Here is an 11,802-nt window from a genome sequence, read left to right on the forward strand (position 1 = left end):
CAGCGCAACCGCGCCGGCAAGGAGCAGAATCTTCAGCACGATGTAGTAAAGCCAGTGCCTGGGAAAAGGCGTATCGGGACGGCTCATCGCGCGATCTCCCAGGTCGTGCCCTCCTTGGAGTCCTTGATCGCAACGCCCATCGCGGCGAGCTGATCGCGGATGCGGTCGGACTCCTTGAAGTCTTTCCGCGCACGTGCCGCCGTGCGCTCCGAGATCAAACGGTCGATTTCGCTGGCATCGACACCACTTGCCTGCCGCTTCCGTCCCTCCCACTGCGCCGCAGTTTCGGACAGGAAGCCAAGCAGCCGCAGTGACGCCGCCAGGCCGGCGGCGTCGGACGCGTTGCGCAGACCATGCAGCGCCGCGATGGTCTGCGGCGTGTTGAGGTCGTCCAGCAACGGCTCGATCACCGACGTGGCCGGCTTGCCGGGCGGAACGTCCGCCGCGACACGATACCAGTCGTCGAGCGTCTTGCCGCTCTCCTCCAGCGATTTCAGGGTCCAGTCGATCGGCGAACGGTAATGCGTCTTGAGCATGTTCAGACGCAGCACCTCACCCGGCCAATCCGCAAGCAGGTCGCGGATGGTGATGAAGTTGCCGAGGCTCTTCGACATCTTCTCGCTCTCGACCTGGAGGAAGCCGTTGTGCATCCAATAGTTCGCCATGCGCGACTGGTGGAACGCGCAGCAGCTCTGCGCGACCTCGTTCTCGTGATGCGGAAACACGAGATCGATGCCGCCGCCGTGAATGTCGAAATGCGTGCCGAGATGCTTCCAGGCCATGGCCGAGCACTCGATGTGCCAGCCCGGGCGCCCCTCTGCCTTGATGCCGGCCGGCGACGGCCATGACGGCTCGCCGGGCTTTGACGGTTTCCACAGCACGAAGTCGGTGTTCCCTCGCTTGTAGGGCGCGACATCGACACGGGCACCGGCGACCATCTCGTCCAGCGAGCGATTGGACAGCGCGCCATAGCGAGGCAGCTCGGAATTGGCCGCGTTCATGGCCTGCGGCGAGAACAGCACGTGGTCCTCGGCAACATAGGCAAAACCGCCGGCGATCAGCTTTTCGATGATCTCGCGCATCTCGCCGATATGCTCGGTTGCGCGCGGCTCGACGCTCGGCCGAAGCGCACCGAGTGCGTCGACGTCGGCGTGAAACTGCCGCCCCGTCTCCTCGGTGACCTTGCCGATCGCCTCGTTGAGCGGCAGCCCTGGAAAATCCCGCGCGGCGCGGTCGTTGATCTTGTCGTCGACATCGGTGATGTTGCGGACATATTTGACGTGCGCCTCGCCATAGAGGTGGCGGAGCAGCCGAAACAGCACGTCGAACACGATCACCGGCCGCGCATTGCCGATATGGGCGAAGTCGTAGACGGTCGGTCCGCAGACATACATGCGGACGTTCTTTGGATCGAGCGGCACAAAAGTGCGCTTTTCCCTCGTCAGCGTATCGTGAAGACGCAAGTCCATGACAACCCATCCCTATCGGCCGGGCCGGGCGTCCAGTGCTCTCAATATGTTTTGAGAAAAGACGGCTCCAGCCAGCGAATCGCTAGCTCGTAATCTCGCGGCAAATGGCGCAAATGGCGAGGAGACCGTTCATGCGGAACATATGGGCCACAAGCGGGCCTGCCGTCAAGTGAGCCGCGAAAAAGCCGCTTTCTCTGCTCAAAGCGCCCGCGTCCCGCCACCAGGGTTAATCATCCTTAACCTTTTGAGTTTACTCATGTGATGGCGGTTCCTCCCAAGCTACGGTGCTTTCCATGCGATCCCTTCCGGCACTTCTTTGCTGTGCCTTCATCATCGCCGCCTCCAGCGCCTCGGCGGAGACCCGCGTCTTCATCATCGCCAACCAGGCGGACGGCTACGGCGTCGACCAGTGCCTGGCCAAGGGTGAACAGTGCGGCGCGCACGCCGCCCGCTCCTATTGCCAGTCCCGGGACTTTGCCCAGGCCTCGTCCTACCGCCGGGTCGATCCCGACGAAATTACCGGCTCCGTCCCCAAATCAGGCGCAAATTGCTCCCATGGCCATTGCGACGATTACGTCGCAATCACCTGCCAGCGCTGAATTCGGTCGGAGCTGGCGGACCTTAGGTCCAATCACCGCCCCCGAAACGACGTGACGATGCCCCGAGAAGCGGGTATTGGAGGGCGCGCACCGGCCCCATGTTTGGGGCCGTGACATCGCTAGAATGGCGGATATGCCGGAATTTTTGTCTTCTCTCTCTCGCTCCCGTTCGATCCTTGCCGGCGCCGCGCTGATCAGCGCGCTCGCCCTCGGCACTGACGCTCTCGCACAATCAGGTCCCCCCGGGCCGCCGCCGCCCGCGCAAGCCGCGCCGGGAGCGAACCCGATCTGCTCGCGGCTGGAAGGCCAGCTTGCCGCGCTCGACCGCGGCGGCAGCGGCGATCCCGCCAAGGACGACCAGATCCGCCGCTACCAGGATTCAGCGACCCGCCAGCAGGCCGAGCTCGATCGCCTCACCTCGCAGGCCAAGCGTATGGGCTGCGACAGTTCCGGCTTCTTCTCGCTGTTCAACAACCAGTCGGCGCAATGCGGTCCGGTCAACACCCAGATCCAGCAGATGCGGGCGAATCTCGACCAGATCACCTCCAATCTCGAACGCTTACGCGCCGGCGGTCCTGGCAGCTACAGCCCCGACCGCGACAACCAGCGCCGATCTGTGCTGGTCGCGCTCGCGCAGAACAATTGCGGCCCGCAATATGCCAACGCCGCGCAGTCGCAAGGCCCCGGCAATTTCCTCAGCAACCTGTTTGGCGGCGGCAACAATCCTAATAATCCTCCACCCGGCACACCGCCCGCCGATCTCGGCCCGCAGTCGGGCACTTATCGTACTGTCTGTGTCCGCACCTGCGACGGCGCCTACTTCCCGGTTTCGTTCGCCACCGTCCCGGCACGCTTCCCTGATGACGAGAGGACCTGCAAGGCGCTGTGCCCGGCGGCAGACGCTGCGCTCTACGCCTATCGCAATCCCGGCGAGGACATGAACGCGGCGGTCTCCGTCAGCGGCCAGCCCTACACCGCGCTCCCGAACGCCTTCAAATTCCGCAGCGAGTTCAACCCGTCCTGCTCGTGCAAGGCCGCGGGCCAGAGCTGGGCGGACGCGCTGAAATCGGCCGACGACAAGGCGGCGGTCGAGCAGCAGGGTGACATCATCGTCACCGAAGAGAGCGCCAAGAAGATGCAGCAGCGGCAGCTCACCAAGGGTGCGCCGGCCAACGGCAAGAAGGGTGCACCTCCGGCTACGACTACGGCGAGCGCACCGGCGACGGCTGCACCGGCGGATTCCACGCCGACGACGCCCCCGAGCGAGAACAAGCCGATCCGCTCAGTCGGTCCGACCTTCCTGCCGCAGCAGCAGAAGTAGCTGGTCCCTACTCTACTGTCATGCCCCGCCTTCGCGAAGGCGGGGCATCCAGTACTCCGCGGCCCTTGCGCTGTTACTGCTCGCCCTCGCGGCTCCACGGGAAGAGATTGGCCGGGAAATCCGCGGCATAGCGCTTTCCCTTCGGGGGCGGCGGCGCCTCGTCCGGTGGATTTGGATTCGGCTCGACCACCCTCCGATAAAGATGCCAGGTGGCATGGCCGAGCACCGGAAGGACGACGGCGAGACCGACGAAGAGCGGTAGCGAGCCGATCACGAGCAGCGCCGCGACGATGAGGCCCCACGCAGCCATCGCAACCGGATTCGCCGCCACCGCTCGCAGCGATGTGCGGATCGCATCGATCGCAGTCGCATGCCGGTCGAGCATCAACGGAAACGACACCACGCTGACGCACAGGGCCACGACCGCAAACACGAAGCCGACACCACAACCCACGATGATGAGCGACCAGCCCTCCGGTGTGGTCAGCACGCGCGTTGCGAAGTCGGGAATGCTCGCGGCTGCCGCGTGGCCGAAGATTGAGACATAGATCGCGTTCGCGACACCGATCCAGGCCCCGAACAGGACGAGCAGGAGCACGCCGAGCTCGACCATGGCGCCGAACGACGGTGCCCGCAGCACCTTGATCGCGTCCCATGCATCGACCTCCTCGCCGCGTTCGCGGCGACGGCTGAGCTCGTAGAGACCGATCGCGGCAAAGGGTCCGATCAAGGCAAATCCGGCCGCTAGCGGAAACAATAGCGGCAGCACCGAATGGCCGAGGACCATCCTGAACAGGACGAGGCCGAGAACGGGATAAATCACGCATACGACGATCGCGTGACTTGGCATTGCCTGGAAATCTTCCCAACCCAGGCGCAGCGCTTCTCGAAGGTCGGACAGGTCGATCTTGCGAACGGGATAAGAGACCGCTTCGCCGAACACGTGCCGTCTTATGAGGTCGTGGGAGTACAGAGTGGCCATGAATGCACCCTCCCGTGCTGAAAGCCGCGGTGGCGATACCACGCGCTTTTCAGCCACGCGCGTCCGCCTCACGAGCGAGAGACGCGATGGACCGAGTACGGCAACCCAGGTTCAGCGAAACGACCCTGGCCGGACGGAACCCGCCGCGACCTGCCCGCACAAGCTTAACGCGCACGACGCACCGCTGTGCTCACGGTTGGGTGATCGTGCATCCGCGCGGATTTGTGCGCTGCGCAACCCGACAAGTCCGGCGACTGACGCCCATCGTCTTGCGCGGCAGTGCACAGTTCGTCCGCGCCAAATGAACTCCAGCATGCGCTATTGACGCCGGGTTCGGCGGGGATCATTTTAAAACGCAGACACCCAAAGCTCCGATGAAATTGACGGTCGCGACCTTTTCTTGATTTTGCGACCGGTGGAATGGGCGAAGCAAGAGGCGCGGCGATGGCGAACATGCCAACGTAGATGCCAACTTAGTCAGCCATCGCGACAGACGTGAGCTCCGCCCTGGAATCGTATCCGCAGCCTTCGATGGCAAGGATGGATCAGGATGGCTGTCGCACTGATACTGCTTCTGGTCGCGATCGGCTCGGTGCTGTTTCACCTCTACAGCCCGTGGTGGTGGACGCCGATCGCCACCGACTGGGCGTATATCGACCACACCATCAACATCACGTTCTGGATCACGGGCTTCGTTTTCGTCGCGGTCATCGCCTTCATGGCCTATTGCGTCTTCCGCTTTCACCACAAAGAGGGAAGACGGGCTGACTACAATCCGGAAAACAAAAAGCTCGAATGGTGGCTGAGCGTCGGGACCGGCGTCGGCGTCGCGGCCATGCTGGCGCCCGGCCTCGTGGTCTGGCACCAGTTCGTGACGGTGCCTGCGGATGCCACCGAGGTCGAGGTGATGGGCCAGCAATGGCAATGGAGCTTCCGCCTTCCGGGCAAGGATGGGCGATTGGGCACATCCGATGTCCGCAACATCGGTTCCGACAATCCGTTGGGACTCAATCGCGACGATCCGCACGCGCAGGACGACGTCGTGATCGAGAACGGCGATCTGCACCTTCAAGTGGGAAAGCCGGTCAAGATTCTTCTCCGCTCGGTTGATGTCCTGCACGATTTCTACGTGCCCGAATTCCGGGCCAAAATGGACATGGTCCCAGGCATGGTCACCTTCTTCTGGATCAAGCCGATCCGAACCGGAACGTTCGACGTTCTCTGCGCGGAGCTTTGCGGCGCTGCGCACTATCAAATGCGTGCCAAGGTGATCGTCGACGACGAGGGCGAATATCACGCCTGGCTGGAGCAGCAGAAAACGTTCGCAGACTTGTCGCCGGCAAAAGCCGTCGTGAAGGCGACGTACCAATCCGGCGGTAAGTAAGAAGGTGCCGCTGGGAAAATAGATCGGGTGCGTGAGACCAGCTCATTGTCCCCGAAGGAAACGACCGAGGAGATATTTCTATGGTCGATGTCCCATATGATACCGTCGCCGGCATTCCGCCTGCCGAAGTACCTGATGTCGAGCTCTATCATCCGAGGAGCTGGTGGACACGGTACGTCTTCTCGCAGGACGCCAAGGTGATCGCCATTCAGTACGCGCTGACAGCCTCGGCGATCGGGCTGGTGGCCCTGGCGCTGTCGTGGCTGATGCGACTGCAATTGGGATTCCCCGGCACCTTCTCCTTCATCGATGCCAACCAGTACCTCCAGTTCATCACCATGCACGGCATGATCATGGTGATCTACCTGCTCACGGCATTGTTCCTGGGCGGCTTCGGCAACTACCTGATCCCGCTGATGGTCGGCGCCCGCGACATGGTCTTCCCGTATGTGAACATGCTGAGCTACTGGGTCTACCTGCTCGCAGTCCTGGTGCTGGCCTCGACATTCTTCGTGCCCGGCGGCCCGACCGGCGCCGGCTGGACGCTGTACCCGCCGCAGGCGATCCTCTCCGGAACGCCCGGGCAGGATTGGGGCATCATTCTCATGATGTCGTCCCTGATCCTGTTCATCATCGGCTTCACCATGGGCGGACTGAACTACGTGGTGACGGTGCTGCAGGCGCGCACCCGCGGCATGACGTTGATGCGGCTGCCCTTGACGGTGTGGGGCATTTTCACGGCGACCGTCATGGCGCTGCTGGCATTCCCCGCGCTCTTCGTTGCCTCGGTGATGCTGCTGCTCGACCGTCTGCTGGGAACCAGCTTCTTCATGCCTTCCCTCGTCGAAATGGGCCAGCTGTCGAAATATGGTGGCGGCAGCCCGCTGCTCTTCCAGCACCTGTTCTGGTTCTTTGGCCACCCCGAAGTCTACATCGTAGCCCTGCCCGCCTTCGGGATCGTCTCCGATCTGATCAGCACACATGCGCGCAAGAACATCTTCGGCTACCGCATGATGGTCTGGGCGATCGTGGCCATCGGCGCGCTCAGCTTCATCGTTTGGGCGCACCACATGTATGTGAGCGGCATGTTCCCGCAATTCGGGTACTTCTTCGCCACCACGACGCTCATCATCGCCATCCCGACCGCGATCAAGGTCTACAACTGGGTGCTGACCCTGTGGCGCGGCGACATTCATCTCAGGGTGCCGATGCTGTTCGCCCTCGGCTTCATCATCACCTTCGTGAACGGCGGACTGACCGGCCTCTTCCTCGGCAACGTCGTCGTGGATGTGCCCCTGTCGGATACCATGTTCGTGGTCGCGCATTTCCACATGGTGATGGGCGTGGCGCCGATCATGGTCGTGCTCGGGGCGATCTATCATTGGTACCCCAAGGTCACGGGGCGGATGCTGAACGACGCGCTCGGCAAGTTTCACTTCTGGGTCACTTTCCTCGGCGCCTACCTGATCTTCTTCCCCATGCACTATCTCGGGCTGCTCGGAGTTCCACGCAGGTACTTCGAACTCGGCGACGCAGCGTTCATCCCGCCCTCGGCCCATTCACTGAACGCCTTCATCTCCGTGGTGGCCTTGACCGTCGGCTTCAGCCAAATGGTGTTCCTGTTCAATCTTGCCTGGAGCCTGTTCAAAGGTGAGCCCTCGGGCGGCAATCCGTGGCGGGCGACGACGCTGGAGTGGCAGACGCCGGAGACGCCGCCCGGGCACGGCAACTGGGGCAAGGAGCTCCCGATCGTCTATCGCTGGGCCTATGACTACAGCGTACCCGGCGCCGAAGAGGACTTCATTCCGCAGAACCAGCCGCCGCGTGCAACGAGAGCCGTTCAGGGAGCAGCTTCGTGAGCGCCATCGTCCTTTTCCTGGCGATGATCGCGATCATCGCCGGATGGTGGCTCTCGCAGCAACGGCTGACGGCCAAGCCATGGCTGGAGGAAGGTTCGGTCGGCGATTTCCCCGGCGGCGACGCCATGGCATGGCCGGCGGCGAAGGTCGGACTAGGCGTGTTCCTCGCTGTCGCGAGTTGTCTGTTCGTCCTCTTCATCAGCGCCTACTCCATGCGCATGTCCGTGGTGGACTGGCGGGCCCTGCCCGTGCCGAAACTGCTGTGGCTCAACACGGGCGTCCTGGTCCTGAGCAGCGTCGCGCTGCAATGGTCATATGTGGCTGCGCGCCGGGGCGACGCCGAGAGCGTCATGGTCGGCCTGCTCGCGGGCGGCGTAGCTGCCGTGATCTTCCTGGCCGGGCAACTCCTGGCCTGGCAGCAGCTCAGCGCGGCCGGATATTTCGTGGCGTCCAATCCGGCGAATTCCTTCTTCTACCTGTTGACCGCAGTGCACGGGCTGCATCTGACGGGCGGCCTGGTGGCCCTCGGGCGAACCTCGGCCAAGGTGTGGCGCGGCGCCGAGATCGCCGACATGCGCTTGAGCGTAGAACTATGCACCATCTACTGGCACTTCCTGCTGCTGGTCTGGCTTGTTCTGCTCGGGCTGCTCACGGGATGGACGGACAATTTCGTCGACATCTGCCGCCAATTGCTGAGCTAGGGAGGGCGAGACCAGATGGCAGAGACTGTGCTGACAACCTCCGGACAATCGCCTGCACGGCCTGAAGGCTGGCGCGGCATCGCCGCCGACTGGGCGTCCGATCAGCGCGCCTTCAAGAACGTGTCCTGGGGCAAGGCCATGATGTGGATCTTCCTCCTCAGCGACACCTTCATCTTCAGTTGCTTCCTGCTCTCCTACATGACGGCGCGCATGTCGACGACCGTGCCGTGGCCCAACCCCAGCGAAGTCTTCGCCCTCAACTTCGCCGGCAAGCAGATCCCGCTCATCCTGATCGCCATCATGACCTTCATCCTGATCAGCAGCAGCGGGACGATGGCCATGGCCGTCAATTTCGGCTATCGCCGCGATCGCGTCAGAACCGCAGCCTTGATGCTGGTCACGGCGGCGTTCGGCGCAACCTTCGTCGGCATGCAGGCTTTCGAATGGACCAAGCTGATCAGGGAGGGCGTCCGGCCCTGGGGCAATCCGTGGGGCGCGGAGCAGTTCGGCTCAAGCTTCTTCATGATCACGGGCTTCCACGGCACCCATGTGACGATCGGCGTGATTTTTCTGATCGCGATCGCACGTAAGGTCCTGCGCGGCGACTTCGACGTCGGCAGGCGCGGCTTCTTCACGAGCCGCAAGGGATATTACGAGATCGTCGAGATCATGGGCCTGTACTGGCACTTCGTCGATCTCGTATGGGTTTTCATCTTTGCGCTTTTCTATCTTTGGTGAGGTCGGCGCATGACAAACGCAGCATTACCCATGGAAGGACAGCTCCAGGCTCATGCGCATGATGCAGTCGCAGTGCCTGCCGTACACACCAAGGGTCAGCAGCACCCGATCAAGCTCTACCTCGTGGTCTGGGGATGGCTGTTCGTTCTCAGCACCTGCTCCTATCTGGTCGACTACTTTGGCCTGCATGGCTATCTCAGGTGGTCGCTGATCCTGCTGTTCATGGTGTTGAAGGCGGGCCTGATCGTCGCCGTCTTCATGCACATGGCCTGGGAACGGTTGGCCCTGGCCTATGCCATCCTGGCGCCGCCGATCGCGGTGCTGGTCTTCGTGGCGATCATGGTGCTCGAATCCGAGTACACGCACCTCCTGCGGGTGCTGTTCTTCGCGGCCCCATCTTAGCAGTACGCGAGTTCGTACCTCGCGCGAACATGCCCCGCCACCGGGTCTCGCCTTCGGCGAGCCCGATGACAGGCTCCGGGGCATCCAGTACTCCGCGACAGGAGTCGGTTTCTACAACGTCCGCCGCGGAGTACTGGATCATCCGCTTTCGCGGATGATGACGGCGTAGTGGGCGGCGGGACCGTCCGCCTCACCAGCATGCGCTAACCATTACCCCTCGAACGCGTCGATCGAGGCGCGGCTGCCGCGTGACACCAGCGTGTCGTCCGGCACAGGCAGTGGATCGCCCTTGTCGCGGAAGCGGTTGGTGATGGGATAGCGGCGGTCGCGACCGAAATTCTTGCGCGTCACCTTCACGCCCGGCGCTGCCTGGCGGCGCTTGTATTCGGCGATGTTGAGGAGATGGTCGATCCGCGTCACCATCGCGCGATCGAAGCCTGCGGCAATGATCTCTTCCAGCGGCTCCTCGCGCTCGACCAGGCGCTCGAGCACCGCATCGAGCAGTTCGTAGGGCGGCAACGAGTCCTGATCGAGCTGGTTCTCGCGCAACTCCGCCGTCGGCGGGCGCGTGATGATGTCAGGCGGAATGACCTCGCCGGAGGGGCCAAGCGCGCCATCCGGCTTCCAGCTATTTCGCAGGGACGCCAGCCGAAACACCTGCGTCTTGTAAATGTCCTTGATCGGGTTGAAGCCGCCATTCATGTCGCCATAGAGCGTGGCGTAGCCGACCGACATCTCCGACTTGTTGCCGGTGGTCACCACCATCAAGCCGGTCTTGTTGGAGATCGCCATCAGCAGCGTGCCGCGGGTGCGCGCCTGGAGGTTTTCCTCGGTCATATCGGGCGGCAGATTCTTGAAGATATCGGAGAGGATGGTCCCAAAACCGTTGACCGCCTCTGCGATCGGAAGCACCTCGTAACGGATCCCGAGGTGGCCTGCGAGCTCGCCGGCATCCGCGATCGAGCTTGGCGCCGTGAAGCGATACGGCAGCATCACGCCATGCACCTGATCCGCGCCGAGCGCATCGACGGCGATCGCCGCGCACAGGGCCGAATCGATGCCGCCGGAAATGCCGAGCAACACGCCGGGAAAACCGTTCTTGCCGACATAGTCGCGCAAGCCGAGCATGCAGGCCATATAGTCGGCCCTGTCGCCTTCAGGCAGTTGCGCAACCGGACCCGTGCAGCGCCAATCATCGCCGGTCTTGGTGAAGTGCAGCGTGGTGACGCTCTCCTCGAATGCCGGCAGCTGCGCGGCAAGTGAGAGATCGCCGTTCAGCGCGAACGAAGCGCCGTCGAACACCAGCTCGTCCTGGCCGCAGACCTGATTGAGATAGACCAGCGGCAGGCCGCTTTCGGTCACGCGCGCGACCGCGACCGACAAGCGCACGTCGCCCTTGTCGCGGGCGTAAGGCGAGCCGTTGGGCACGAGGATGATCTCGGCGCCGGTCTCGGCCAGCGTCTCGACGACGTTCTCGTAGTCCTCGGATTCCTCCAGCCAGATGTCCTCGCAGATCGGCACGCCGATCCGCACGCCACGTACGGTCACCGGGCCGGCCGCAGGGCCGCGCGCAAACAGCCGCTTCTCGTCGAACACGCCGTAGTTCGGCAGGTTGGCCTTGAAGCGCAGGCCCGCGATGCGGCCGCCATCGAGGAACGCACAGGCATTGTAGAGCTTGCCGTCCTCGACCCAGGGCGTGCCGACCAGCATGGCGGGGCCGCCATCGGCGGTCTCGCGCGCGAGGCTTTCGATCGCGACGCGGCAGGCGGCCTGGAAGGCCGGCTTCTGCACGAGGTCTTCGGGCGGATAGCCGGCGATGAACAATTCCGGAAACAGCACGAGGTCGGCGCCGTCTGCAGCGGCGTGCGCGCGCGCCGCGCGCGCCTTTGCGGCATTGCCGTCGATATCGCCCAGCGTCGGATTGAGCTGGGCGAGCGTCACGGCGAATTCATTGAGACGTTCGGTCATGGGCGCCGCGCTCCGATCATCCAGCTAGACGAACCCCAATCGCTCGACGAGGGCGAAGATCCAGAACGCGCCAGCCATCAGCAATGCCACGCCGACCGCGGCGGAGCCCATGTCCTTGACCCGGCCGATCTGCTTGTCGTGGTCCATGGTGAGGCGGTCGGCGAGCTTTTCGATCGCGGTATTCAGCAGCTCGACTACCAGCACGAACGCGACCGCGCAGACCAACTCGACCGCGCGCATCGCGGTCGCGCCGATGAACCAGGCGAACGGCAGCGACAGGAGGAGTGCAAGAATCTCCTCGCGGACGGCCTGCTCCGAGCGAAACGCGAAGGCCAGACCGTTACGGGAATTGATCGTGGCCTTCCAGAGCCGGAGCAAG

Annotated in this window: 11 protein-coding genes; 7 read left to right on the plus strand and 4 right to left on the minus strand. The window is 63.3% G+C overall.

What is annotated here, in order from left to right; all coding sequences use genetic code 11:
• Positions 1-83: 83 nt before the first annotated feature.
• Positions 84-1,469: a cysteine--tRNA ligase gene (cysS, locus tag Q2941_RS05310; RefSeq protein ID WP_458191843.1), complete on the minus strand. Its 1,386-nt coding sequence runs from the start codon at positions 1,467-1,469 to the stop codon at positions 84-86.
• A 293-nt stretch (positions 1,470-1,762) separates the two neighbouring features.
• Here cysS and Q2941_RS05315 point away from each other — a divergent pair, with 293 nt between their 5' ends.
• Positions 1,763-2,068 (plus strand): hypothetical protein, encoded by a 306-nt coding sequence (locus tag Q2941_RS05315; RefSeq protein ID WP_458191844.1) that lies wholly within the window; start codon positions 1,763-1,765, stop codon positions 2,066-2,068.
• Positions 2,069-2,192: 124 nt separating this feature from the next.
• Positions 2,193-3,389: a DUF2865 domain-containing protein gene (locus Q2941_RS05320; RefSeq protein WP_458191845.1), complete on the plus strand. Its 1,197-nt coding sequence runs from the start codon at positions 2,193-2,195 to the stop codon at positions 3,387-3,389.
• Positions 3,390-3,462: 73 nt separating this feature from the next.
• On the opposite strand, the gene Q2941_RS05325 is transcribed toward Q2941_RS05320, so the two are convergent.
• Positions 3,463-4,371, minus strand: a complete 909-nt coding sequence (locus Q2941_RS05325) for a DUF2189 domain-containing protein (RefSeq protein WP_027523644.1) — start codon at positions 4,369-4,371, stop codon at positions 3,463-3,465.
• A 550-nt stretch (positions 4,372-4,921) separates the two neighbouring features.
• On the opposite strand from Q2941_RS05325, the gene Q2941_RS05330 reads away from it, so the two are divergent.
• The 5 genes from Q2941_RS05330 (at position 4,922) to Q2941_RS05350 (ending at position 9,455) form a co-directional block, all read left to right on the plus strand.
• Positions 4,922-5,755 (plus strand): cytochrome c oxidase subunit II, encoded by an 834-nt coding sequence (locus Q2941_RS05330; protein WP_254112927.1) that lies wholly within the window; start codon positions 4,922-4,924, stop codon positions 5,753-5,755.
• 80 nt (positions 5,756-5,835) lie between these two features.
• Positions 5,836-7,614, plus strand: coding sequence for a cbb3-type cytochrome c oxidase subunit I (locus Q2941_RS05335; protein WP_027523642.1), 1,779 nt, complete (start codon positions 5,836-5,838; stop codon positions 7,612-7,614).
• On the plus strand, positions 7,611-8,315 hold the full coding sequence (locus Q2941_RS05340) for a cytochrome c oxidase subunit 3 (protein WP_027523641.1): 705 nt from the start codon (positions 7,611-7,613) through the stop codon (positions 8,313-8,315). Before Q2941_RS05335 ends, Q2941_RS05340 begins: the two co-directional genes overlap by 4 nt.
• A 15-nt stretch (positions 8,316-8,330) precedes the next feature.
• Positions 8,331-9,053 (plus strand): heme-copper oxidase subunit III family protein, encoded by a 723-nt coding sequence (locus Q2941_RS05345; RefSeq protein WP_027523640.1) that lies wholly within the window; start codon positions 8,331-8,333, stop codon positions 9,051-9,053.
• 9 nt (positions 9,054-9,062) lie between these two features.
• Entirely contained in the window at positions 9,063-9,455 is a 393-nt protein-coding gene (locus Q2941_RS05350) for a cytochrome C oxidase subunit IV family protein (protein WP_027523639.1), read from the plus strand.
• Between the two features lie 210 nt (positions 9,456-9,665).
• On the opposite strand, the gene Q2941_RS05355 is transcribed toward Q2941_RS05350, so the two are convergent.
• Both Q2941_RS05355 and Q2941_RS05360 read right to left on the minus strand, forming a co-directional pair.
• The gene (locus Q2941_RS05355) at positions 9,666-11,423 is read right to left on the minus strand and encodes an NAD+ synthase (protein WP_254112928.1); all 1,758 of its coding nucleotides are present in this window, start codon (positions 11,421-11,423) and stop codon (positions 9,666-9,668) included.
• Between the two features lie 24 nt (positions 11,424-11,447).
• Positions 11,448-11,801 (minus strand): diacylglycerol kinase, encoded by a 354-nt coding sequence (locus Q2941_RS05360; RefSeq protein ID WP_254112929.1) that lies wholly within the window; start codon positions 11,799-11,801, stop codon positions 11,448-11,450.
• Position 11,802 lies beyond the last annotated feature (1 nt).

The sequence above is a fragment of the Bradyrhizobium sp. UFLA05-153 genome, from assembly GCF_054185185.1.

What these genes read in the sequence shown, in the direction of transcription:
- Q2941_RS05350 (WP_027523639.1), top strand. Translation starts at nt 9,063, where the DNA reads ATGACAAACGCAGCATTACCCATGGAAGGACAGCTCCAGGCTCATGCG.
- Q2941_RS05355 (WP_254112928.1), bottom strand. Translation starts at nt 11,423, where the DNA reads ATGACCGAACGTCTCAATGAATTCGCCGTGACGCTCGCCCAGCTCAAT.
- Q2941_RS05330 (WP_254112927.1), top strand. Translation starts at nt 4,922, where the DNA reads ATGGCTGTCGCACTGATACTGCTTCTGGTCGCGATCGGCTCGGTGCTG.
- cysS (WP_458191843.1), bottom strand. Translation starts at nt 1,469, where the DNA reads ATGGACTTGCGTCTTCACGATACGCTGACGAGGGAAAAGCGCACTTTT.
- Q2941_RS05315 (WP_458191844.1), top strand. Translation starts at nt 1,763, where the DNA reads ATGCGATCCCTTCCGGCACTTCTTTGCTGTGCCTTCATCATCGCCGCC.
- Q2941_RS05325 (WP_027523644.1), bottom strand. Translation starts at nt 4,371, where the DNA reads ATGGCCACTCTGTACTCCCACGACCTCATAAGACGGCACGTGTTCGGC.
- Q2941_RS05320 (WP_458191845.1), top strand. Translation starts at nt 2,193, where the DNA reads ATGGCGGATATGCCGGAATTTTTGTCTTCTCTCTCTCGCTCCCGTTCG.
- Q2941_RS05335 (WP_027523642.1), top strand. Translation starts at nt 5,836, where the DNA reads ATGGTCGATGTCCCATATGATACCGTCGCCGGCATTCCGCCTGCCGAA.
- Q2941_RS05345 (WP_027523640.1), top strand. Translation starts at nt 8,331, where the DNA reads ATGGCAGAGACTGTGCTGACAACCTCCGGACAATCGCCTGCACGGCCT.